The following is a 22443-nucleotide window of genomic DNA, read 5'->3' on the forward strand; positions in this document are numbered from 1 at the left end:
GGGTTCAGGAGTACGCGCGCAGCAGGACGGCGCTGTTGAAGCCGTCGAAGCCGCGGGCGCCGATCAGCGCGGCGCGCACCGCGGCCGCCCGCTCCTCGCGGACGAAGGCCAGGTCGCAGCCGTCCGCCGGCCGCGCCGGGCCCGCCGAGGGCGGGATCAGGCCATAGTCCATCGCGAGCACCGCGGTGGCCGCGTCCAGCGCGCTGCCGCCCTGGTAGAGCCGGCCGGTCAGCGGCTTCTGGGTGGTGACGGCGGCCGGGCCGGCCGGGCCGAACACCGCGCGCAGCGCCTCGGCCTCGGTGCGGTCGTAGGCGGGGACGCCCAGCGCGTCCGGGAACGTCACGTCGACCTCGTCGGGGGTGAGGCCGGCCCGTTCGATCGCGGTGCCGAGCGCGCGGGCGTACTGGCGGACCGAGCCGGCGCCGGTCCGGGTGGTGGCGACGGCGTCCTGGGTGGCGGCCCAGCCGGAGATCTCGGCCCGGATCCGGGCGCCGCGGGCGAGCGCGTGGCCGAGCTCCTCGACCACGAAGACCACCCCGCCCTCGCCCGGCACGTAGCCGGCCGCCCGCCGGTCGAACGGCAGGTAGGCGGTGGCCGGGTCGTCGCCGGTGTGCAGCCGGCCGCTGCGCTGCTGGCAGGCGAGCGCGTACGGGCCGAGCGGCGCCTCGGTGCCGCCGGCCAGCACCACGTCCACGCCCCGGCGGATCAGCCGGGCGGCGTGCGCCAGCGAGTCCAGGCCGCCGGCGCCCTCCGAGACGAGGACGCTGGACGGGCCCTTGGCCTGGTGCCGGATGGCCAGCTGGCCGACGGTCGCCGCGTAGAACCAGGCGATCGACTGGTAGGCGCCGACGGTCCGCGAGGTGTCCGGCTGCCAGAGCCGCTGGAGTTCGCGCTGGCCGAACTGGTTGCCGCCGGAGGAGCTGGCCAGCGCCACCGACAGCTTGTACGGCTCGACCTCGGCCGGGTCGAGGGCGGCCTCGCCGAAGGCCAGCTCGGCGGCCGCGTAGGCGAGGTGGGTCCACCGGTCGGTCTGCACCTGGAGCCGGCGCCCGACGTACCGGCTGACGTCGAAGTCGGCGACCTCGCCGGCCAGCCCGGTCTCGTACGGGGCGGCGTCGAACAGGGTGATCGGGCCGATCCGGCTCTCGCCGCCGCAGACCGTCTTCCAGTGCGCCTCGCTGCCGGTGCCGCTCGGCGCGACCACGCCGAGGCCGGTGACGACCGCCCGCCGCCCGCTCACCGGTCCCTCCCCAGTCGGCCGGTTCCGAGCCGGGCGCTGCCGAACCGGGCGAAGAGCATCGCGGACTGGAAGCCGCCGAAGCCGCTGCCGACCGAGAGCGCCGCGTCCACCCGGACCTCGCGGGCGGTGTTGGGGGTGTAGTCGAGGTCGCACTCCGGGTCCCGGTTGCGCCAGTTGGCGGTCGGCGGGACGACCCCGCGTTCGACGGCCAGCGCGCAGGCGGCCATCTCGATCGCGCCGATCGCGCCCAGCGAGTGGCCGACCATCGACTTGATCGAGCTGATCGGCACCCGGTACGCGGCCGCGCCGAGCGAGCGCTTGAAGGCGCCGGTCTCGTGCCGGTCGTTCTGCCTGGTCCCGGAGCCGTGGGCGCTGATGTAGCCGATGTCCTCGGGGTCGAGCCGGGCCTGGCGCAGGGTGTCGGTGATCGCCTCGGACATCTCCAGGCCGTCCGGGCGCAGTCCGGTCATGTGGAAGGCGTTGCCGCGGTTGGCGTAGCCGACCACCTCGCAGTAGATCCGGGCACCGCGCCGGCGGGCGTGCGTCAGCTCCTCCAGGACCAGCACCGCGCAGCCCTCGCCGAGCACGAAGCCGTGCCGGTCCCGGTCGAACGGCCGGGAGGCGTGCTCCGGGTCGTCGTTGTCCGGGGTGGTGGCCTTGATCGCGTCGAAGGAGGCGACGGTGACCGGGGAGATCGGCGAGTCCGAGGCGCCGGTGATCATCACCTCGGCCTCGCCGTCCACCAGCAGCTGGTAGGCGTGGCCGATGGCGTCGATGCCGGAGGTGCAGCCGGTGGAGACGACCACCGCCGGGCCGTGCGCCCCGTGCCGGACCGCCACGTCGGCGGCCAGACTGCTGGGGACCAGGCCCTGGTAGAGGAACGGGCCGGTGACGTCCGGGTCGACCAGCCAGTTCCGGCCGGAGTCGCTGGCCACCACGAACTCGTCCTCCAGCACGATGGTGCCGCCGACCGCCGAGCCGAGCACCACGCCGGTGGCCTCCCGGGTGCGCTCGTCCAGCGCCAGGCCGGCGTCCCGGACCGCCTCCCGGGAGGCGGCCAGCGCGAACTGCACGTAGCGGTCGGCCCGGCGCAGCTCCAGCGGGGTGAGCCCGGCGGCCGCGCCGTCGAAGTCGGCCTCGGCGGCGATCTGCGAGCGGAACGCCGACGGGTCGAAGGCGGTGATCCGGCGGGTCGCGGTGCGGCCCGAGGTGATGAGGCCCCAGAAGGTCTCCCGGGTGGTGCCGCCGGGCGCCACCACTCCGATCCCGGTGACCACCACCCGGCGGGCGCCGGCGGCCGGGGGCGCGGTCACCGCTCCCCCCGCACGATGTGGCCCTCGTCGGCGCGGGTGCCCGGGCCGTCCTCGGTGTCGACGTGCCCGAGTTCGGGGGACGGCGCCAGCGGGCCGAGGTGGAAGACCGCGAAGGCCTCCTCGGAGCCGGTGTTGCGCAGCCGGTGCCGGACCTCCCGGGGGATCACCAGGCCCTGGCCGGCGGCGAGTTCGAACGGCTTGTCGTCCAGGTCGAGGGTCAGCGCGCCGCGGACGAGCAGCAGGAACTCCTCGCTGTACGGGTGGTAGTGCTCGCTGATCCGCTCGCCCGGCTGGAGCCGGGCCACCCCCATGAAGCCGGAGGTCGAGCCGACCGTGCCGGGGGACAGCACCGCGCGGGTCTCGCCGCCGCGCTTGCGGTTGGCGGGGACGTCGTCGACGGCGATGACACGGATGTTCCTGACGGCCATGGCGCTCACTCCTTCTCGGCGGAGGCGGGGACGGCGGCGGCAGCGGGGGTGGCGGGACCGGTGGCGAGGGCTTCGACCCGGCGCCGGATGATCTCCAGCTGCACGGGCGAGTTGGTGTTGAGGCGGTCGGTCATGCCCCGGTCGTCGACGGGGGCGGTGGGCTTCATCGCGAAGTCCTGGATCCAGGTCATCCGGGTGCCGCCGCCGGGCAGTTCCTCGTACCGCCAGAAGATCTGCATGTAGGCGAACGGGCCGGTCTCGACCCGGTGGGCGTGCACGGTGCGGTCGGCGGCGTTGACGGTCCGGTCGCTGACCCAGCTCCAGACCCGGCCCTCCTCGTCCGGGTGCATGGTGAGCCGGAACCGGACGGTCTCGCCGCGCCGCTCGACGATCTCGGCGCTCGCGTACTCGGTGAACAGCTCCGGCCAGCCGGCGACGTCGTTGGTGACGTCCCAGACCAGCTTGAGCGGGGCCTGGATGACGACGCTGTTCTCGGTGTGCCCGGCCATCGCTCAGCCCACCGCCCCGGCGCCGCGCAGCCCGGCGACGATCTCGTCGACGCTGAGGGCCACCGCGCCGTCCGGGACCTTGAGGCCGTAGCGGTCGGCGATCACCGCCTCCAGCTCCAGCACGGCCAGCGAGTCGAGGCCGAGGTCCGCCAGGGGGACGTGCCGGGAACCCTCGAAGACGTCCGGCGCCGCGCCGGCGCTGGTGATGAGCACGTTCTCGATCTCCGCCGCGGTGACGACGCTGGTCGTCCCGCCGGCCTGGTGGTCGGTCATGGTGCCGCCTCTCGTTCTCTCCGGTGGGGACTCTTCCTGGGAGGACCCGCCCTACGGCCGGCGGTCGGGCTCCCAGGTGTAGAAGCACCGGGCGACCGCGTCCTGCGGCGACCGCCAGGTGGGCAGGTGGGGGGTGATGAACGGGGTGAGCCGTTCGCTGACCCGGGCGAACTCCGGGTGCCGGCGGGCGGCCTCGACGGCCGCCGGGCCGGGATCGTCGGTCTCCAGCAGGTGGACGTAGGTGTCGCCGAGCAGGTACAGCGAGCGGTGGGTGACGCCGGCGATGCGCGGCAGTTCGGTCGCGTCGGACTCGCCGAAGACGCGGGCGACCTCGGCCTCCGTGCCGGGCACCATCCGGGCGATGATCAGTGAGCGGTGCATGCGGGAACTCCCCTCGGGGGCGGACGGCTCAGGGCTGCGGACGGCTCGGGCTGCGGGCGCCAGGCGGTCCTCAGGGGTGGCCGACGGGCTGGATCGCGCCGATGTCGAGCAGGATCCGGGGCACGTTGTCGCCGATCCACGACTCGACGACCCGGCCGTCGACGACCCGGTGGCAGGACATCTCGTGCACGGTGACCGGGCGGCCGGTCGGCGGGATGTCGAACAGCGGCCCCTGGTGGGTGCCGCGGGTGGTGAACCGGGCGTAGACCCGGTCGCCGTCGCCGGCCACGTCCTCGACGGTCACGTGGACGTCCGGGAAGGCGTTCCGCCAGAGCAGCACGGCCTGCCGGAAGGAGTCCGGTCCGGGCGGCAGCGGGGGCAGGCCGGGGGCGTGCACCACGTAGTCCTCGGCGAAGCGGTCACCGATGGCGGCGAGGTCGCCGTCGTTGAAGGCCCGTTCGGTCAGCTCGCGGATGAGGGCCTTGTTGGCCTCCACCGCGCTCTCGGTGGACGAGGTCATGACACTCCCTGGGTCGGGGCGGTCGGGGCGATCGGGGCGGTCGGGGCGGTGCGGCGACGGGTCAGAGCAGGGCGGCGACGGCGAAGCAGGCGGCGGCGCCGATCGCGCCGAGGGTCCGGGTCTCGTGCGCCAGGTGCCAGCGACGGCGCTTGCCGCGCCACGCGGCGTCGCTGTCCCGGTGCGGGCTCCAGCGCTCGATCTGGCGCCAGATCGGGCGGTTGAAGCCCTCGGAAGCGACCGCGACGGTGGCCATCCCGACGGTGCCGGCCGCGTACAGCGCCTTGGCCGTCCGGTTCTCGGCGCGGACCGCCTTGGTGGTGCCGACGGCGACGGTGGCGAGGCCGTTCCAGAAGGCGATCGGGTGGAACACGTGCATGTCGATGAGCTGGCAGGTGTTGACGTACCGGTCGTAGGGCAGCGAGTTCAGCATCGGCAGGATCGAGGTCTTCATGATCCACAGCGTGCCGAGCTGAACGCTGGAGGACGTCACCAGCCAGACGTTCGCGTTGTCCTTCACGTCGATTCCTCGAATCGATCGGAGATCACGGGACGTCCGCCGACGGTGCGGCGAACCGGGTCGGGGGTGCCGCCACATCCTTGCCGCCGGGGGTCCCGGTGTCAGGAGGCATCCGTCTCCACCGGACTGGGACGTCGCCCCGGTGCGCACGGACCGTGTCCCGGCCCGCCCGGGCGGGTTCCCCGACGTGTCCCTCGACACCGTCCCGGGGCCGCCCCTCGGCTCGCTCCTTGCGCCAACCACCGGTCCGCACCGGCGTGTTGACGCGCGCGCCGGCCGCGCCCTACGGTGCGAGCGGGCACTCACTCACAGGCCCGTCCCCCGCACTCGCCTTCCCCCTGGAGGTGCCGAGCCGATGACGATCGATGTGCACGGCCACATCACGTCACCCGAACTCTTCCGCCGCTTCCCCATGCCGCCGAGCCTCGCCGACGTCGACGGCATGGTCGAACTCAAGGCCGCGGCCGGGATCACCACGTCCCTGGTCGGCAGCCCGGTCGGCGCGGGCACCATGGTCCGCACCCCCGGGCTGGACAACTACCGCCAGCCGGCGGACGCCCTCGAACGCTTCCACGACTGGCTCGGCGAACAGGTCCGGGCCAGGCCCGCCGCGCTGCGCGGCTACGTCTACGCCAACCCGCTCGGCTCCGACGCCGAACTCGCCGCCGCGGACGAGCGGTTGGCCCAGCCCGAGTTCGTCGGCCTGATGGTCAACTCCAGCGTCGCCGGACGGTTCCTGGACGTGCCGCAGGCCGACTCCTTCTTCGCCCTGGCCGCCCGGCACCGCGCCCCGGTGCTGCTGCACCCGCCGGCCGAACCGGCCGGGGCCGGGGAACTGCGCGACCTGCGGCTGGTCGAGCAGATCGCCCGCCCCTGCGACGTCACCCTGGGCACGGCGGCGGTGCTGTTCGCCGGGTGGCTGGAGAAGTACCCGGACCTGCGGATCGTCGCACCGGTCTGCGGCGGCGGACTGCCGCTGCTGCTGGAACGGCTGGAGCTGGCCCGGCGGATGCCCCCCGGCTTCGGACGGCCGGGCGGCGGCCCGGCGGGCGGACCCACCGCGACTCCCCCCGCCCCGTTGGCCGGGGTGCTGAGCCGGGTGTACGTCGACACCGCGACCCCGAGCCTGCGCGCGATCGCCGCCGCCGTCGACGCCTTCGGGCCCGGGAACGTCCTGTTCGGCACCGACTCCCCGCCGATGAGCGCGCCGCTGGACGCCTCGCTGGCCCGGCTCGACGGGCTCGGCCTGGACCCCGCCGCGCTGGCCCGGATCCGGCACGGCAACGCCGCCGAGCTGTTCGGCCTGCCCGCGGGCACCGACCGACCCACCCCACCGATGCGCGACAGGGAGGTGCTGCCATGACGGCAGCCGCACCGAGCGAACCACCCGACCCGACCCGCCCGCCGGGGCCACCCGGTCCCGGCGCGCCCCGGCCCGCCCCCGAACGGATCGCCGCCGAGGAGGAGTTCACCGGCCGCCGGGTCCTGCTGGTCGGCGGCTACGGCAGCATCGGCGCCGCCGTCGCCGCCGACCTGGCCGCCCGGGGTGCCCGGGTGGCCGTCGCCGGCCGCTCGCTGAAGCGGGCCGAGGAGACCGCCGACCGCCTGGCCCCGCTGGCCGCCCGGGGCGGCACGGTCGCCCCGCACGCCGTGGACGTCGCCGACCGCGCCGACGTGGACCGGCTGGTGGCCGCCGTGGCCGCCGACTGGGGCGGCGTCGACATCCTGGTCAACTGCGCCAGCGCGCTGGTCACCGTCCCCGCCGAGGCCATCTCCGCACAGGACTGGCGCACCGTGGTGGACACCAACCTGCTGGGCGCCTTCTGGCTCTCCCAGTCGGTCGGCCGGGTCATGATCGCGGCCGGCGACGGCGGCCGGATCGTCCACCTCTCCTCCGTCCGCGGCCGGTTCGGCGCCCGGCGCGGCTTCAGCGCGTACGGCGCCAGCAAGGCCGGCCTGGACCTGCTGGTCCGGCAGCTGGCCGCCGAGTGGGGCCGGCACGGGGTCGCGGTGAACGCGGTCGCCCCCGGCTTCGTGCGCACCGACTTCGTCCAGGAGAGCGCGCGCAACCCCGAGTTCATGCGGACGGTGCTCGGCCGGATCCCGCTGGGCCGCACCGCCGAACTGCACGAGGTCGCCGACGCGGTCGCCTTCCTCGCCTCGCCGCGGGCCGGCTTCATCACCGGCCAGGTGCTGTACGTGGACGGCGGCGTCACCGCCAGCCAGTGATCCGCCCCCGCCAGGCCCCTCCCCCGTCAGGACCCGCCGGGCCAGGCCCGGCCCCGAACCCCAGGAGACGACCATGAGCACCTGGCACGCCCTGTTCTACCCGCTGCTCCCGGGCAGCGAGGACACCGTCAAGGAGCTGTTCCGGCACAGCGGACGCCCGGACTTCGACGTAAGGACCCCCGACGGCACCGTGGTCGGCAAGCTGCTCGGCACCCAGGCCTTCGTCGGCCGGGAACTGGCCGTCCGGGTCATCGAGATCGAGGGCCCGCTGCCGCTGGTGGCCGCGCACATGAGCCAGCAGCCCGCCGTCCGCGCGTTCGAGCGGGAGCTGGAGAAGCACCTGGCCGTCCCGCGCGACATGACCAGCCGGGAGGGCGCGCAGGCCTTCTTCCGGCTGGCCTCGATGGAGAACGTGCTGTCCCGCCGGCACGACCAGCCGCTCGACGGGGAGTGACGATGAAGGTCGGAATCGGACTGCCGACCTCGCTGGCCGGTGCGACCGGCGCCGAGGTGCTCGGCTGGGCCCGGCTCGCCGAGGAGACCGGGTTCTCCACCCTCGGCACCATCGACCGCCTGGTGCACACCAGTTGGGAGCCGCTCGGCACGCTGGCCGCGGCCGCCGCGGTCACCGGCCGGATCGGCCTGGCGACCAGCGTGCTGATCTCGCCGCTGCGCTCGGACACCGCGCTGCTGGCCAAGCAGGCCGCCACCGTGGACCGGCTCTCCGGCGGGCGGCTGACCCTCGGGCTGGCGGTCGGCTCGCGCCCGGACGACTTCGAGGTCGGCCGGGTGGCGAAGGCCGGCCGGGGCGCCCGGACCGGCACCCGGGTGGCCGAACTGCGCCGGCACTGGGCCGACGCGCAGTCCGGCCGCGAACCGGCGGTCGGCCCGGCCCCGGTCCGGCCGAACGGGCCCGAGCTGATCCTCGGCGGGCACTCGCCGGCCGCGCTGCGGCGGGCGGCCCTGCTCGGCGACGGCTGGATCGGCGGCGGCACCGGTCCGGTGCTGTTCGCCCAGGGCGCGCAGGCGGTGCGCGAGCGGTGGGCGGCCGAGGGGCGGGTGGGCACGCCCCGGCTGCTGGCGCTGGCCTACTTCGCGCTCGGCGAGGACGCGGCCAAGCGCACCGAGGGATACCTGCGGGCGTACTACCGGGACGCCGGGCCGTTCGTCGAGCACATCCTGCGCGGCGCCGCCGACCACCCGGGCAAGCTGCGCGGGCTGGCCGGGGCGTACGCCGAGGCCGGGTGCGACGAGCTGCTGCTGATGCCGTGCGCCGGGGACCTCGGGCAGGTCACGGCGGCGGCGGAGGCCCTGGCGCTCCAGGGCTGACGGCGGGCGCGCGGGAGGGGCGGACGGTGGACCCGTCCGCCCCTCCCCCGTGCCCCGGACTCAGCGCTTCCTCGAACGGCTCGGCGCGGGCGCCGGGGCCGGGGCCAGGGTCCGCCAGAGCTGCCGGACGAAGGCCTCGGCCTCCCGCCGGGCCTCCGGACCGCCCGGGCCTCCTGCCGGGCCGGCCGCCGGGGCGGCGAACACGCCGCCGTACGCGGCCAGGTAGCAGGCGCCGAGCAGCAGCTGGGCCGCGGCCACCGGGTCGGCGTCCGGGCTGACCAGCTCGGCCCGCTGGGCCCGGCGCAGGTAGTCGGCGAGCAGCTCGGCGGCCCGGTGCGGCCCCGCGTTGTTGGCCCGCATCCACTCCCGGTGCCGGTCCAGCAGCTTGGGCTCGGCGAAGACCGACAGCAGCATCGGCATCGACTCGCGGTAGAACGCGAGCGCCTCCTCGGCGACCTGCTGGAGGGTCGCCCGCACCTCGGCCTCGCCGCCGACCTGCTCCGGCAGGGTCCGCAGCACCGGCAGCAGGCCGGGCAGCCGCTCGGCCAGGACGGCCAGGAAGACGTCCTCCTTGCTGCGGAAGTGCCGGTAGATGGTGCCCTCGGAGCAGGCGGCGGCCTCGGCGATCTCCTTGGTGGTGCACCGGGCCAGGCCGAGCTCCCGGATCACCCGCTCGGCGGCGTCGACGATCTGCTCGCGCATGCTCATGAAGGCTCCGGGGGGACGGGGCGGCCGGCACCGGACCGGCCGCGGCGGCGGAGGGGCACCCGCAGGATAGCGGGCAGGTGAGCGCCCGCTCACCGGTTCCGGGGCGACCGGACCGACGGCGGGCGGGCGCGGCACGGCTCAGCGGCACGGCTCAGCGGGGCGGCTCAGCGGGGCGGCTCAGCGGGGCGGTCCGCCGGCCCCCGGCGGCGGCCCGACCACCTGCACGCCGAGCGGCCCCAACTCGCCCAGCAGCCGGGCGAAGTCCGGCGGCCCCTGGGGCGGCGGGGGCAGCTCCCGCCGGGTGGCCGGCTCGCCGGTCCGGAAGAACCACTCCTCGAAGCCGGCCGGGGTGCCGAGCACCAGGAAGCGGGTGCCCGCGGTCTCCACCCGGTACTGGTGGGCGATGCCGCGCGGCGCGTAGACCATCGCGCCGGGGCCTGCCTTGTGCTCGTCGTCGCCGACCCGCAGCACCAGCTCGCCCTCCTGGACGATGAAGAGCTCGTCCTCGCGGGTGTGCAGGTGGACGGGCGAGGCGTAGCCCACCGGGGAGAGCTGTTCGGCGAGCCAGAACTGTCCGCCGGTCTCGGCGCCGGTCGCCTTGAAGGTGAGCAGCGCGCCCACGTGCCAGACGGCGCGCCCCTCGGCGGGCTGTTTCACGAACGGTCGGGACGTCACTCGGTTCCTCCTCGATCGGGGGTGCGGGGAACGGGGGTGCGGGGACTCTCGATCCGTCGGACCGGGCGGTCCGTCATGCCGCCCCGGTGGCACGCACCGCGGCCGCCACCTGCTCGGCGTCGGGGGCGAAGGCGTCCTCCAGCGCGGGGCTGAACGGCACCGGGGCGTGCGGCCCGGTGACCATCCGGACCGGCCCGCGCAGCGCCGCGAACCGGTCCTGGGCGACCTGCGCGGCGATGTCGGTGGCCAGGCTGCACCGCGGGTGGGCCTCGTCCACGACCACCAGGCGGCCGGTCCGCTCGACGCTGGCGTAGACGGTGGCGGTGTCCAGCGGCGAGAGCGTGCGGGGGTCGATCACCTCGACCTCCACGCCCTCGGCGGCCAGCCGTTCGGCGGCGGCGAGCGCGACCGCGACCATCCGGCCGATCGCGACCACCGTGCAGTCCGTCCCGGGCCGGACCACCTTGGCCGAGCCGAACGGGATCGCGTACGGCTCCTCGGGGACGGCCCCGGGCACGAAGTAGAGCAGCTTGTGCTCCAGGAAGAGCACCGGGTCGTCGTCCACCAGGGCCTGCGCCATCAGCCCCTTGGCGTCGTACGCGCTGGACGGCGCGACCACCTTGAGCCCGGGCAGGTGGACGAAGAGCGGGTGCAGCGCCTGCGAGTGCTGGGCGCCGCGGCGCAGGCCGGTGCCCCACATCGCGCGCAGCACCAGCGGCACCGAGACCCGGCCGCCGGACATGTAGCGCAACTTGGCGGCCTGGTTGGCGATCTGGTCGAAGCAGACGGTGGCGAAGTCGACGAAGAGCAGGTCGACCACCGGGCGCAGGCCGGTGGCGGCGGCGCCGACCGCGGCGCCGACGAAGGCCGCCTCGGTGATCGGCATGTCGAGCACCCGGTCCGGGAACTCGGTGTGCAGGCCCTTGGTCGGGCCCCAGGCGTTGGTGCTGTCCTCGCCCAGCAGGACCACCGAGGGGTCGAAGCGCAGTTGCTGCGCGAGCGCCTCGCCGATGGCCTGCTGGTAGGTGATGGTGCGCACGTGGCTCACTCCTCCGGGGCCGGTCAGCGGGTGTGGACGTGGTCGAGCAGGCTGCGCGGGTCGGTGGCGAGGGGTTCGGCGGCGGCCGTGACGGCGGCCTCGACCAGGGCGGCGGCGGCCCGGTCGATCCGGTCGAGCTCGAAGGCGGCGGGCCCGGCGACGGTGCCGTCGGCGATCCGGGCGCGGAGCAGCAGCAGCGGGTCGAAGTCGGCGCGCAGCCGTTCCGGGTCGGCGCTCGGGCGGTAGGACTGGTCGTCCCAGAGCTCCATGTGGCCGTGGAATCGCTCGGCCCGGAACTCCAGGACGGTCGGGCCGCCGCCGGCCCGGGCGCGGCGGACCGCGGCGCTGGTGGCGGCGTGCACGGCGAGCACGTCGTAGCCGTCGACCACCTCGCCGGGGATGCCGAAGCCGGCCGCGCGCTGGGCCATGTCGGTGCCGGAGAAGTGCCGGGCGGCGGGGGTGGCCTGGGCGTAGCCGTTGTTCTCGATGGCGAAGACCACCGGCAGGTCGAGCATCCGGGCCAGCACCAGGCTCTCCAGCACCGCGCCCTGGTTGGCGCCGCCGTCGCCGGTGAAGGCCACCGCGACCCGGCCGCTGCGCTGCTGGCGGGCGGTCAGCGCGGCGCCGCAGGCGAGCGGGACGCCGCCGCCGGCCAGGCCGTTGGCGCCGAGCATGCCGCGGTCGAAGTCGGCGATGTGCATCGAGCCGCCCTTGCCGGCGCAGATCCCGTCGGGGCGGCCGTGCAGTTCCTTCATCATCGCCTCGACGTCGCAGCCCTTGGCGATCGCGTGGCCGTGGCCGCGGTGGGTGCTGGCGAGGTAGTCGTCGGGGGCGAGGGCCGCGCAGACGCCCGCGGCGACGGCCTCCTGCCCGCTGTAGAGGTGGACCGCGCCCGGGAGGCTCTTCGCCAGCGTGTGCAGGCGGTCCTCGAAGGCCCGGATCGTGCTCATCGTCCGGTAGACCTCGGCGATCTGATCGATCGTCAGATCGGTGGTGCGGGATGTGCCCATGGGGTCGCCTCCTCGGCTCGCCGGTGGCCCGATCCCTTGAGAGTAAGTGCTCACTCACAGGGCGGCAAGCAACTGTCCGAATCCGTCCCGGCCCGCTTCCGTACGCCCCGCGCCCACCCTTGCGCCCCCCGCAACGGCGCCCCTAAGGTCTTGTGCCGGGTGGATCGGGACAATTCCTTCTCCCCGCGCCAGGAAACACCCGTGCACAGTGGCTCAGACGCGAGCGACGGGGGGTTCTCAGGAACCATGCTGGACCAGCTGAGCAAGAATTCCGGCCGGGGCGACCGAAGACCGGCCGACCTGGCCGTGGACGACGCGGCACCATCAGCTACGCGCGGTGAACGGAACACCTCCGACCGGATCGGGCGACTGGTGAGCACCCTGCTCGGACTGGTCAGCGGCCTCGGCGCGGCCGGCCTGCCACCGGCCCCGCCCCGCCACCGACCACCCGGCCCGCCGACCGGCGAGCCGCCCTCGGACTGCCCGACCGAGGCCGCCCGGCTCGACGAACGACAACGCCTGCGACGGGAGTTGCACGACTCCCTCGCCCCCAGACTGGCCGCCCTGCACATGCGGATGGAGCTGGCCGGCCTCTCCCTGAACGGCGCCGCCGACCAGGCGCCCGCCCTGCTGGCCCAGGCCCGGGAGGACGTCAGCACCGCGATCGCCGACGTCCGGCAGGCGATCCGCGACCTCGACACCCCCGAATGCCGGACCACCGCGCCGCCCGGCACACTCCGCCAGTTCCTGCACCGGCAGGTCCGCGCGTTCGAGGAGGCCGGGGCGGGCCGGCTGCGTTTCCGCACCGAGCTGCCGGCCGTCCTGGACGATTTCCCGGCGCACGTCCAGAACGAATTGAAGAACATCGCCGGTGAGGCCGTCGCCAATGTCGCCCGGCACGCCCGGGCGTCCTTCTGCCGCATTTCCGCGACCCTCGACCGGAACGGCCTCGACTTCTCGATCGAGGACGACGGCAGGGGAATTCCCGATTCCGCCGCCGGTGGAATCGGCCTGTCGTCCATGTGCGCGCGGGCCCGGGAACTCGGCGGCGATTTCTCGGTCGGGCACCGGGCCCCGCACGGCACCGTGGTCCGGGTCCGGCTGCCGCACGCGGTGCTCGTCGGCGACCCCGGCCGGACCGGCTGACCTGCCGCCGCTCCCCCTCCCTTCCCTCCTCGCCTCACCTCACTCCACCTCGCTCCACCTCGCTCCACCTCGCTTCCCAGCGTTCCCTCACCCTCACGCCAGGAGCTCCGCCATGGACCAGGTCGCATCCCGAACCCTGCGCATCCTGCTCGTCGACGACCACGAGCTGTTCCGCGCCGGCTTACGCCAACTCCTCGACCGCATCGACTCCTTGACGGTGGTCGGCGAGGCCTCCAGCGGGGCGGACGTGCTCTCCGCGGTCGAGCGGCTCGCCCCGGACGTCGTGCTGATGGACATCGGCATGCCCGGCACCGACGGCATCGAGGCGACCCGGACCCTGCTCGCCCGCCACCCCCGGGTCGCGGTGGTGATGCTGACCGCCGACGACCAGGACGACTCCATCGTCGCGGCGGTCCGGGCCGGTGCCCGCGGCTACCTGGTCAAGGGAGCGGGCCTGGACGACGTCCGCCGGGCGATCACCGCCGTCAGCCAGGGCGGGGCGCTGTTCGGCCCGGAGGCCGCCGTCCAGCTGCTCGCCCAGGTCCGCCGGCCGGCCCCGGAGCGCGAGCCGTTCCCCGACCTCACCCCCCGGGAGCTGGCCGTCCTGACCATGCTGGCGGACGGCCGCAACAACGCGTCCATCGCCAACGAGTTCGGGCTCTCGATGAAGACGGTGCGCAACTACCTCTCCCGGATCTTCGGCAAGCTGCAGGTCACCGACCGGGCCGAGGCCGCGGTCCGGGCCCGCCGGGCCGGCCTCGGCACCTGAACCACCCGCACCGCCGGACCGGGGGGCAGCCCCGGGACGGCGCCGGGACCGCGACCGGACGGCGGCGGGACCGCGACGGGCCGTCAGTGCTCCAGCAGTCGCGCCCAGAGCTCGGCCTCGCGCCGGCTGAGCGGGGCGCCCGCCGACCCGGACCGCTCCGGGTGCCACTCCGGCACCCCCGGCGGGGGCAGCGCCGGCTCCGGCCGCCGCGCCGTCGGCAGGGCCGAGGGCAGGGCCATCGCCCCCATCACCAGCCCCAGCCAGATCAGACCGTCGGCCAGATGGCGCCCCGCCCGCCGCGCCCACCGGCGCAGCAGGAGACGGCGGTGGGCACGGCGCAGGGAGCGCAGGGCGGATCGCATCGGGGGTCCTCCGGCGGGACGGCGACGGGGAAGCGGTGCTGCGGCGCGGGTCGGACCCGCCCGTAGCCATCCTGCTGACCGGCCGTCCCATCGTCATGGGGCGGGAATCCCCGACACGCTGGGAACCTTTCCCCGCCCCGTCCCCGCCCCGTCCTCGACCGGACCCCCGCCCCGCCCCGCCTCGCCGGCTACCCCCCGACCGGCACGAGGACGATCTTCCCGCTGACCGCCGCGCCCTCCATCGCCCGGTGCGCCTCCGCCGCCTCGTCCAGCGGCATGGTGCGGCCGACCCGTGGACTGACCAGCCCGGTGCGCAGCAGGTCCAGCACGGTCGCGAGGTCCTGCCGGTACGCGGCCGGCTGCGCCTTCTCCAGGCTCCAGGCGTTGTAGAACAGGGTCCGCCGCCCGTCCGGGACCAGCTTCGGCAGCACGATGCCGCCCAGGAACCCCTGGGCCCCGACCAGCAGGTCCGGCCGGCCGCCGCGCAGGGCGGCGTTCTGGCCGAAGCCGACCATCACGCCGCCGCGCCGGACCGCCTGGTACGAGCGGAGGAAGTGCCGCCCGCCGACCGGGTCGAACACCGCGTCCACCGCGCCGCCCGGCAGGCCGCGCACCACCCGGAGGAAGTCCTCGGCGTCCCGGTCGATCGGGTGGCCGCCGAGCCGCCGCACCTGCTCGGCCCGGGCGGCCGAGCAGGTGCCGTGGACGGTGACCCCGGCGAGCCCCGCCAGCTCCAGGAACGCGGTGCCGACGCCGCCGGACGCGCCGTGCACCAGGACCGCGCCGCCGCGCCGGACCCGGGCGACCCGGTGCAGCATCTGCTGCGCGATGAAGTAGTTGAGCGCGAGCGCCGAGGCCTCCACCGGGTCGACCCCGTCGGGCAGCGGGACCAGCCGGCCGGCGGGCACGTTCGCGTACTCGGCGTAGCCGCCGCTGCGCACCAGGGCGACCACCCGGCTGCCCGGTTCGGGGGCCCGGGTGCCGGGTCCGGCCTGCTCCACCTCGCCCACCAGGTCGTAGCCCGGGGTGAAGGGACGCTTGGGTCCGCCGGGGATCACCCCGGCACGGAGCAGAATGTCACCGTAGGAGACTCCGGCGGCGAGCACCCGGACCCGGACCTGCCCCGTGGCCGGGGCCGGGAGTTCGTCGCTGGAAAGCCGTAGGACCTCGGCTCCGCCGAGCCTCGGCACACTCACGTGGCGGTACCTCATGGTGGCCTCCGCTGTGGAGGGAGGGGGCGTTCCCCGCCCTCATATTTTTATATAGACTGAGTGTACAATGAATGTGATAGCACCCTCCCTAGGAGACGTCAACAGCCCATGAGCCCACGCCAGTACCGAGCCGGCCAACGCCAGGCAGCCGCCGAACAGACCCGCACCCGCATTCTGGAGGCGGCCTGCGAGCTGCTCACCGGGGAGAAGGGCCCGGCCTCGTTCAGCATGGACGCCGTCGCCAAGACCGCCGGGGTGGCGCGGATGACCGTCTACTACCAGTTCGACTCGAAGACCGGCCTGCTGGAGGCGCTCTTCGACGACCTGGCGCTGCGCGGCGGGATGGCCGGGATGCCCGCGGCGTTCATGCAGCCCAGCGGGCGCGAGGCGCTCTCCGCGCTGCTCGACGTGCTCACCGGCTTCTACGGCTCCGGGCGGATCGCCCTGCGCCGCCTCCGCGGCCTGGGCATCCTCGACCCGGAGCTCGACAGCGCGCTGCAGAACCGCGGCGAGCGGCGGCGCGGCGGCCTCCAGGTGGTGCTCGGCCGACTGCTCGCCGACCGCGGCGCCGAACTCGGCGAGGCCGAACTCGGCGAACTGGTCGAGCTGTTGTTCATGCTGACCAGCTTCGAGACCTTCGACTCGCTGGCCGGCCCGGACGGCGACACCGGGGCCACCGCGCGCCGGATCGAGGAGCTGATCCTCGCCGTCCTCGACCGCCGGCTCGCCGGCCCGGCCGCCGGCTGACCGACCCGGCCGCCGGCGAACCCGACCGGGGCACGACGGCGACGCGGCGGCCTTCCTCCCCAGGACGCCGCCGCGTCGCCGTCTCCCCTTCCCGCACGGGCCCCGCGGCCCGCGCGGTCACGGCCGGTGCACCGGGCACCCGCCGCCCTCCTCCGGCCGGACGGCCGCACCCCGGAGCACCACCAACAGGGTGCGGGGCCGCCGCCGGAGCAGTCACTCCGACCGCTGCGCCCTCAGGCCGCCCGGTCGTCCGCCGCGGCACCGTCCCCGGCCCCGGCCTCCGCCGCCCGCCGCGGCCGCTGCGCCGGCAGCAGCACGCTGGCCGCGATCAGCCAGATCAGACCGCCGAAGCGGGCGATCGGCAGGAAGAACCCGAGGCTGGTGGAGAGCAGCGCCAGGGTGCCGAGCACCCCGATCCCGGCGAGCACCAGCCCGGCCCAGGCGAAGCCCCGCGGACCGAAGCCGAGCAGCAGCATCGGGACGGCCACCCCGGCCAGCATCACCGCGAACGGGACGACGTGCCCGGGCCCGCCGGAGGCGAAGGTCAGGTCCGCCAGCGAGCGGACCAGCGGCGCGTCGCCGAGGCCGCCGGCCCGGGCGGCGGTCCAGACGGTGAGTCCGCACACCGCCATCGACGCGGCCGCGAGCACCCCGCTGACCAGCGCGATGCCGGGTCCGGGGGCGGTCACCCCGAGCCGGCGCAGCCGCTGGTAGGCGATGGCGGCCCAGATCGCCAGCGGCAGCGAGGCGCCGAACTGCAGCGTCCCGGCGACCTTGGCGACGGTCGCGTGGTCCCGGTAGTAGGCGAGCGTGTCGGCCGCCGAGTCGGTGGGCAGCGGGGTCTGCCGGGACAGCACGATGGACACCACCATCAGTGCCGCGAAGGCCACCGCGGGCAGTAGCAGGGGCGGACCCGACTGCGGGCTCCGGGCGGAGACGGCGGGCACCGCTGAGGTCGTGGTCATGGGAGCGCTCCAGTCGGGAACGGTCGACGGGTCCGACGTCGGGCGGTCGTCGCCGTCGCCGGTAGTTCCATGAAGAGAATAGTTCACCTGGGGACATCATTGTCCACTGCTATCGTGTTTCCATGACCGAGATCCCCGACCGCGCCCCGTCGCCCCACCGCGGCCCGGAGGGATCCCAAGTCGCCTTCCTTCTCTCACAGTTGGGTGAACACGCGGCGCAGTCCTTCGCCCAGCGGGTGGCCGAGCTGGACCTCACACCGGCCCAGGCCGGCCTGCTCCGGACCGTCGGCCTCTCCCCCGGCCGGCACCAGCAGGACCTCGCCCGGCGGCTCGGCATGTCACCCAGTCGGTTCGTGGCCTTCGTTGACGCCATCGAGGAGCGCGGCCTGGTCGAGCGCCGGCGCAACCCCAAGGACCGCCGGTTCCAGGACCTCTACCTCGCACCCAAGGGCGAGGAGCTGATGCGCGGACTCGCCGAGGCGGCGCTCGCCCACGAGGAGGCGGTCTGCGCCGGCCTCGATCCGCAGGAACGTATCGTCCTGGCCGGACTGCTGCGCCGGGTCGCCGAGACCCAGGGCCTCACCCCCGGGGTGCACCCGGGCTACCGCCGGCTCGACCCCGGGACCGACCGGGCCTGACCGGCCCCGGACCCGCCGGGCACGACGAGCGCTCCGGACCCGACGGGCACGACGAAGCCCCCGGCCGGAACCGGGGGCTTCACCTTTCCCGCGCCGGGCTCAGCCCTTGACGCAGACCACCTGCTTCAGGTGCGCGACCACCTCGACGAGGTCCCGCTGCTGCTCGATCACCTTCTCGATCGACTTGTACGCGCCCGGGATCTCGTCGACCACACCCGCGTCCTTGCGGCACTCCACGCCCTTGGTCTGCTCGGCCAGGTCCTGCGTGGTGAACCGCTTCTTCGCGGCGTTCCGGCTCATCTTCCGGCCGGCCCCGTGCGAGGCCGAGTTGAACGACGCCTCGTTGCCCAGCCCGCGGACGATGTACGACCCGGTGCCCATCGAGCCCGGGATGATCCCGTAGTCGCCGGCCCCGGCCTTGATCGCGCCCTTCCGGGTGACCAGCAGCTCGACGCCGTCGTACGTCTCCTCCGAGACGTAGTTGTGGTGGCAGCTGATCACCTCGTCGAAGGTGACCTTCGCCTTGGCGAACTCGCGCCGGACCACGTCCTGGAACAGCGCCATCATCAGCGCCCGGTTGCGCTTGGCGTACTCCTGCGCCCAGAACAGGTCGTCCCGGTAGGCGGCCATCTGCGGGGTCTCCGCGATGAACACCGCGAGGTCACGGTCGATCAGGCCCTGGTTGTGCGGCAGCGACTGGGCCACGCCCATGTGGTGCTCCGCCAGCTCCTTGCCGATGTTGCGCGAACCCGAGTGCAGCATCAGCCAGACCGCGCCGGTGTCGTCGACGCAGACCTCGATGAAGTGGTTGCCGCCGCCGAGCGTCGCCATCTGCTGGAGCGCCCGCTCGCGGCGCCACCGCACCTCGGACGCGATCCCGTCGAACCGCTGCCAGAAGTCGTCCCAGCCGCCGGTCGGGACGCCGTGCACCTTGCCCGGCTCGACCGGGTCCTTGTGCAGGCCTCGGCCGACCGGGATGGCCTGCTCGATCCGCGAGCGCAGCCGCGACAGGTCGTCCGGCAGGTCCTTCGCGGTGAGCGAGGTCTTCACCGCGCTCATCCCGCAGCCGATGTCCACGCCGACCGCCGCCGGGCAGACGGCGCCGCGCATGGCGATCACCGAACCCACCGTCGCGCCCTTGCCCAGGTGGACGTCGGGCATCACGGCGAGCCCGTGCAGCCAGGGCAGCGAGCTGATGTTGCGCAGCTGCTGCATCGCCTGGCCCTCGACGGTGGCCGGGTCGGTCCACATCCGGATCGGAACCCGGATCCCGGGTACCTCGGTGTACGACATGGTTCAACGACCTCCCAAGGTCGGATGGTTCAAGCCTAGGTGGGGTGTCACCCCGGGGGGATGCCGCGCGAAGAACCCGGCGCGGTACGGGGGATGTCCGGGGGGTGGCTGCGCTCAGGCGGCCAAGGGGCATCGGGAGGACAGTCTCGGGGAGCGTCCGTAGGTGTGCTCGACCCGCATGGTGACCGCCTCCTCTCCGTGTGTGTACCGGCTGCCGGGGGCTATCTACCCACGCCCGGCTCGGCGCCCGCAACACAATTAGCGCGAAACAATCAACGCGAAGCGAGCAACGCGGAACGAGCAACGCGAAGGGCCCGGCGGAGCGTCGGTACGCTCCGCCGGGCCCTCACCGCGCCCGCGCCCGGCTCAGGCGCTGATCACGGTCACCTCGCCGATGCCCAGCTCCCGCACCTGCTCGGCGAACGCGGCGGCGTCCCCGACCAGCACGGTGACCAGCCGGTCCGGCGGGAAGGCCCGGACCACGGCCGCGGTGGCCTCGGCGGTCGGCAACTCGGCCAGCTGCCGGTAGACCTCGGCCTGGAAGTCGTCCGCCAGGTGCTGCTCGACCTGGTCGGCCAGGGTGCCGGCGACCGAGCCCGCGGTCTCGTACTTCAGCGGGGCCACGCCCACCAGGAACTGCACGGCCTCGTCGCGCTCCGCGTCGGTCAGCCCCTCGGCGGCCAGCGTGCGCAGGATCGTCCAGGTGTCGGCCAGCGCCGGGGCGGTGGACGCGGTGTCCACCGAGCCGCTGATCGCCAGCAGGGCGCGCCCGGTGCCGTCGGCGGCCGAGCGCAGCGGCTGGGCGAAGGCCCGCACGCCGTAGGTGTAGCCCTTCTCCTCGCGCAGCACCCGGTCCAGCCGGGAGGTGAGGGTGCCGCCCAGGCAGTAGGTGCCGAGGATCTGCGCGGCCCAGTCCGGGTCGTGCCGGTCCGGACCGATCCGGCCGATCAGCAGCTGGGTCTGGACCGAGCCGGGCCGGTCCACGATGACCACCCGGCCGGTGTCGTCGGCGGTCACCGGGGCGTGCGCGGCGGGCACCGCCGGGGCGCCCTTCCAGGTGCCCAGGGTGGACTCCAGCAGGGCCGGCAGGTCGGTGCCGGTCAGGTCGCCGACCACCACGACGGTGGCGGTAGCGGGCCGGACGTGCGCCTCGTAGAACGCCCGGACGGCGGCCCGGTCGATCGTCTTCACCGTCTCGGCGGTGCCGGAGCGCGGCCGGGAGAGCCGGTCGGCGCCGTCGAACAGCTCGGCGTACAGCGCCTTGGCGGCCCGGCGGGCCGGGTTGGCCTGCTCGTGCACGATCTCGTCCAGCCGGTTGGCGACCAGCCGCTCGATCTCGTCCTGCGGCAGCGCCGGGCTGCCCAGCGCGGCGGCCAGCAGGTCCAGGCCGCGGGCCAGCCGGGAGGCCGGGACCTCCAGCGAGACCCGGATGCACGGGTGGTCGGCGTGCGCGTCCAGGGTCGCGCCGGCCCGCTCCAGCTCGGCGGCGAACTCCTCGGCGGTCAGCGTGTCGGTGCCCTCGCTGAACGCCCGGGCCAGGATCGAGGCGACCCCGTCCAGGCCCTCCGGCTCGGCCGCGAGCGGCGCGTCCAGCAGCACGTCGACGGCGACCAGCTGCTGGCCGGGGCGGTGGCAGTGCAGCACGGTGACGCCGTTGCCGAGGGCGGTGCGCTCCGGTGCCGGGAACGCCCACGGGCTGGGGGTGCCGGGCTGGGGCTGCGGGTGGAAGGTCATGGCGGGGACGTACTCGGTGCTCATACGGCGGCGCCCTCCTCGTCGGTCTCGTCGGCAGTGGTCTCGTCGGCGGCGTCCTCGGCCGTGGTCGGCTCGTACACCAGGACCGCCCGGTTCTGCGGGTGCAGGCGCGCCTCGGCGATCGCCCGCACCTCCTCGGCGGTGACGTCGAGGACCTTCGGCAGGGCGTCGTTCAGCAGCTTCGGGTCGCCGAACAGCACGGCGTAGCGGCAGAGTTCGTCGGCCCGGCCGGCCACCGTGGTGAGCCGGTCCAGCCACTCGCGCTCGATCTGCGCCTGGGCGCGCTCCAGTTCGGCCGCGGTCGGGCCCTCGGCGGCGAACCGGGCGAGCTCCTCGTCCACGGCCGCCTCGATCTGCCCGACGGTGGCGTCACCCGAGGTCTTGACGTCCAGCCAGCCCAGGCTCGGCGCGCCGGCCAGCCGCAGCAGGCCGAAGCCGGCCGCGACGGCGGTGCGGTCCCGGCGGACCAGGCGGTTGTACAGCCGGCTGGACTCGCCGCTGCCCAGGATGGTCAGCGCCAGGTCGGCGGCGTCCGCCTCCCGGGTGCCGTCGTGCGGCAGCCGGTAGGCGGCCATCAGCGCGCGGGACGGCACGTCCTCGCGGATCAGCTCGCGGATCTCCCGGCCGATGCTCTCCGGCAGGGTGCCGTCGCGCGGCGGCTGCTTGCCGTCGTGCGCGGGGATGCTGCCGAAGTACTTCTCCACCCAGGCGATGGTCTGCTCGGGGTCGATGTCGCCGACCACCGACAGCACCGCGTTGTTCGGCGCGTAGTAGGTGCGGAAGAACGCCCGGGCGTCCTCCAGGGTGGCCGCGTCCAGGTCGGCCATCGAGCCGATCGGGGTGTGGTGGTACGGGTGGCCGTCCGGGAAGGACAGCGCGGTCAGCTTCTCGAACGCGGTGCCGTACGGGACGTTGTCGTAGCGCTGGCGCCGCTCGTTCTTCACCACGTCGCGCTGGTTCTCCATCGACGTCTCGTCGAGGGCGGCCAGCAGCGAGCCCATCCGGTCCGCCTCCAGCCAGAGCGCGAGCTCCAACTGGTGGGCCGGCATGGTCTCGAAGTAGTTGGTGCGCTCGAAGCTGGTGGTGCCGTTGAGCGAGCCGCCGGCGCCCTGGACCAGCTCGAAGTGCCCGTTGTTGGAGACGTTCGCGGACCCCTGGAACATCAGGTGCTCGAACAGGTGGGCCAGCCCGGTGCGGCCCTTCACCTCGTGCCGGGAGCCCACGTCGTACCAGAGGCAGACCGCGGCCACCGGGGTCAGGTGGTCCTCGGAGAGGACGACGCGCAGGCCGTTGGCCAGGCGGTGCTCGGTGATGGCGATGCCTCGCTGGGAGGCGGGGGCCGGGTTGGCCATGCGCTCGGGTCCTTCCCGTCGTCGATGTCGGGGT

The 22443-nt window shown here is 74.7% G+C and carries 26 protein-coding genes; 8 read left to right on the forward strand and 18 right to left on the reverse strand.

What is annotated here, in order from left to right:
- Positions 1 to 4 precede the first annotated feature (4 nt).
- From AB0N76_RS04670 to AB0N76_RS04705, 8 genes are all read right to left on the reverse strand, one after another.
- A complete protein-coding gene (locus tag AB0N76_RS04670; RefSeq protein ID WP_363553127.1) occupies positions 5 to 1240 on the reverse strand; it encodes a beta-ketoacyl synthase N-terminal-like domain-containing protein in 1236 nt (411 codons plus the stop codon).
- On the reverse strand, positions 1237 to 2553 hold the full coding sequence (locus AB0N76_RS04675) for a beta-ketoacyl-[acyl-carrier-protein] synthase family protein (protein WP_363553129.1): 1317 nt from the start codon (positions 2551 to 2553) through the stop codon (positions 1237 to 1239). The genes AB0N76_RS04670 and AB0N76_RS04675 overlap by 4 nt, the downstream gene beginning before the upstream one ends.
- The gene (locus AB0N76_RS04680; RefSeq protein ID WP_363553131.1) at positions 2550 to 2981 is read right to left on the reverse strand and encodes a cupin domain-containing protein; all 432 of its coding nucleotides are present in this window, start codon (positions 2979 to 2981) and stop codon (positions 2550 to 2552) included. Before AB0N76_RS04680 ends, AB0N76_RS04675 begins: the two co-directional genes overlap by 4 nt.
- A 5-nt stretch (positions 2982 to 2986) precedes the next feature.
- Positions 2987 to 3490 (reverse strand): SRPBCC family protein, encoded by a 504-nt coding sequence (locus tag AB0N76_RS04685; RefSeq protein ID WP_363553133.1) that lies wholly within the window; start codon positions 3488 to 3490, stop codon positions 2987 to 2989.
- A 3-nt stretch (positions 3491 to 3493) separates the two neighbouring features.
- Positions 3494 to 3763, reverse strand: a complete 270-nt coding sequence (locus AB0N76_RS04690) for an acyl carrier protein (RefSeq protein ID WP_363553135.1) — start codon at positions 3761 to 3763, stop codon at positions 3494 to 3496.
- A gap of 51 nt (positions 3764 to 3814) precedes the next feature.
- Positions 3815 to 4144: a TcmI family type II polyketide cyclase gene (locus AB0N76_RS04695; protein WP_363553137.1), complete on the reverse strand. Its 330-nt coding sequence runs from the start codon at positions 4142 to 4144 to the stop codon at positions 3815 to 3817.
- Between the two features lie 70 nt (positions 4145 to 4214).
- Positions 4215 to 4664: an ester cyclase gene (locus AB0N76_RS04700; RefSeq protein WP_363553139.1), complete on the reverse strand. Its 450-nt coding sequence runs from the start codon at positions 4662 to 4664 to the stop codon at positions 4215 to 4217.
- 61 nt (positions 4665 to 4725) lie between these two features.
- On the reverse strand, positions 4726 to 5181 hold the full coding sequence (locus tag AB0N76_RS04705; protein WP_363553141.1) for a hypothetical protein: 456 nt from the start codon (positions 5179 to 5181) through the stop codon (positions 4726 to 4728).
- Positions 5182 to 5536: 355 nt separating this feature from the next.
- On the opposite strand from AB0N76_RS04705, the gene AB0N76_RS04710 reads away from it, so the two are divergent.
- From AB0N76_RS04710 to AB0N76_RS04725, 4 genes are all read left to right on the forward strand, one after another.
- On the forward strand, positions 5537 to 6544 hold the full coding sequence (locus AB0N76_RS04710) for an amidohydrolase family protein (RefSeq protein ID WP_363553143.1): 1008 nt from the start codon (positions 5537 to 5539) through the stop codon (positions 6542 to 6544).
- On the forward strand, positions 6541 to 7410 hold the full coding sequence (locus AB0N76_RS04715; RefSeq protein ID WP_363553145.1) for an SDR family oxidoreductase: 870 nt from the start codon (positions 6541 to 6543) through the stop codon (positions 7408 to 7410). Before AB0N76_RS04710 ends, AB0N76_RS04715 begins: the two co-directional genes overlap by 4 nt.
- A 73-nt stretch (positions 7411 to 7483) precedes the next feature.
- The gene (locus tag AB0N76_RS04720; protein WP_363553147.1) at positions 7484 to 7864 is read left to right on the forward strand and encodes a SchA/CurD-like domain-containing protein; all 381 of its coding nucleotides are present in this window, start codon (positions 7484 to 7486) and stop codon (positions 7862 to 7864) included.
- Between the two features lie 2 nt (positions 7865 to 7866).
- Entirely contained in the window at positions 7867 to 8739 is an 873-nt protein-coding gene (locus AB0N76_RS04725; protein ID WP_363553149.1) for an LLM class flavin-dependent oxidoreductase, read from the forward strand.
- Positions 8740 to 8799: 60 nt separating this feature from the next.
- Here AB0N76_RS04725 and AB0N76_RS04730 read toward each other — a convergent pair whose 3' ends face one another.
- The 4 genes from AB0N76_RS04730 to AB0N76_RS04745 all read right to left on the reverse strand — a co-directional run bounded on the left by AB0N76_RS04730 (position 8800) and on the right by AB0N76_RS04745 (position 12171).
- Positions 8800 to 9447 carry a TetR/AcrR family transcriptional regulator gene (locus tag AB0N76_RS04730; protein ID WP_363553151.1) on the reverse strand — a complete coding sequence of 216 codons (648 nt, stop codon included), beginning with the start codon at positions 9445 to 9447 and terminating at the stop codon, positions 8800 to 8802.
- A 177-nt stretch (positions 9448 to 9624) separates the two neighbouring features.
- Positions 9625 to 10122 carry a cupin domain-containing protein gene (locus tag AB0N76_RS04735; RefSeq protein ID WP_363553153.1) on the reverse strand — a complete coding sequence of 166 codons (498 nt, stop codon included), beginning with the start codon at positions 10120 to 10122 and terminating at the stop codon, positions 9625 to 9627.
- Between the two features lie 73 nt (positions 10123 to 10195).
- Complete coding sequence (locus tag AB0N76_RS04740) at positions 10196 to 11161, reverse strand: transketolase C-terminal domain-containing protein (protein ID WP_363553155.1); 966 nt, start codon at positions 11159 to 11161, stop codon at positions 10196 to 10198.
- A 23-nt stretch (positions 11162 to 11184) separates the two neighbouring features.
- A complete protein-coding gene (locus AB0N76_RS04745) occupies positions 11185 to 12171 on the reverse strand; it encodes a thiamine pyrophosphate-dependent dehydrogenase E1 component subunit alpha (RefSeq protein WP_363553157.1) in 987 nt (328 codons plus the stop codon).
- 246 nt (positions 12172 to 12417) lie between these two features.
- Between AB0N76_RS04745 and AB0N76_RS04750 the strand changes: the two genes are divergently transcribed.
- Positions 12418 to 13317, forward strand: coding sequence for a sensor histidine kinase (locus AB0N76_RS04750; RefSeq protein WP_363553159.1), 900 nt, complete (start codon positions 12418 to 12420; stop codon positions 13315 to 13317).
- Positions 13318 to 13429: 112 nt separating this feature from the next.
- A complete protein-coding gene (locus AB0N76_RS04755) occupies positions 13430 to 14086 on the forward strand; it encodes a response regulator transcription factor (RefSeq protein WP_363553161.1) in 657 nt (218 codons plus the stop codon).
- Between the two features lie 83 nt (positions 14087 to 14169).
- Here the strand turns inward: AB0N76_RS04755 and AB0N76_RS04760 are convergent, their stop codons facing one another.
- Positions 14170 to 14448, reverse strand: coding sequence for a hypothetical protein (locus AB0N76_RS04760; RefSeq protein ID WP_363553163.1), 279 nt, complete (start codon positions 14446 to 14448; stop codon positions 14170 to 14172).
- Positions 14449 to 14636: 188 nt separating this feature from the next.
- Entirely contained in the window at positions 14637 to 15644 is a 1008-nt protein-coding gene (locus AB0N76_RS04765; protein ID WP_363553165.1) for a medium chain dehydrogenase/reductase family protein, read from the reverse strand.
- A gap of 123 nt (positions 15645 to 15767) precedes the next feature.
- On the opposite strand from AB0N76_RS04765, the gene AB0N76_RS04770 reads away from it, so the two are divergent.
- Positions 15768 to 16406, forward strand: coding sequence for a helix-turn-helix domain-containing protein (locus AB0N76_RS04770; protein WP_363553167.1), 639 nt, complete (start codon positions 15768 to 15770; stop codon positions 16404 to 16406).
- A 233-nt stretch (positions 16407 to 16639) separates the two neighbouring features.
- On the opposite strand, the gene AB0N76_RS04775 is transcribed toward AB0N76_RS04770, so the two are convergent.
- Complete coding sequence (locus AB0N76_RS04775) at positions 16640 to 17371, reverse strand: DUF4386 domain-containing protein (protein ID WP_363553169.1); 732 nt, start codon at positions 17369 to 17371, stop codon at positions 16640 to 16642.
- A 122-nt stretch (positions 17372 to 17493) separates the two neighbouring features.
- Between AB0N76_RS04775 and AB0N76_RS04780 the strand changes: the two genes are divergently transcribed.
- Complete coding sequence (locus tag AB0N76_RS04780) at positions 17494 to 18009, forward strand: MarR family winged helix-turn-helix transcriptional regulator (protein WP_363553171.1); 516 nt, start codon at positions 17494 to 17496, stop codon at positions 18007 to 18009.
- Between the two features lie 99 nt (positions 18010 to 18108).
- Here AB0N76_RS04780 and AB0N76_RS04785 read toward each other — a convergent pair whose 3' ends face one another.
- From AB0N76_RS04785 to AB0N76_RS04795, 3 genes are all read right to left on the reverse strand, one after another.
- Positions 18109 to 19302, reverse strand: coding sequence for an RtcB family protein (locus AB0N76_RS04785; protein WP_363553173.1), 1194 nt, complete (start codon positions 19300 to 19302; stop codon positions 18109 to 18111).
- A gap of 366 nt (positions 19303 to 19668) precedes the next feature.
- Positions 19669 to 21036, reverse strand: a complete 1368-nt coding sequence (locus AB0N76_RS04790; protein ID WP_363553339.1) for a pitrilysin family protein — start codon at positions 21034 to 21036, stop codon at positions 19669 to 19671.
- A 20-nt stretch (positions 21037 to 21056) separates the two neighbouring features.
- The gene (locus AB0N76_RS04795) at positions 21057 to 22409 is read right to left on the reverse strand and encodes a pitrilysin family protein (protein ID WP_363553175.1); all 1353 of its coding nucleotides are present in this window, start codon (positions 22407 to 22409) and stop codon (positions 21057 to 21059) included.
- Positions 22410 to 22443 lie beyond the last annotated feature (34 nt).

It is taken from the genome of Kitasatospora sp. NPDC093806, assembly GCF_040683335.1.
GTDB lineage: Bacteria > Actinomycetota > Actinomycetes > Streptomycetales > Streptomycetaceae > Kitasatospora.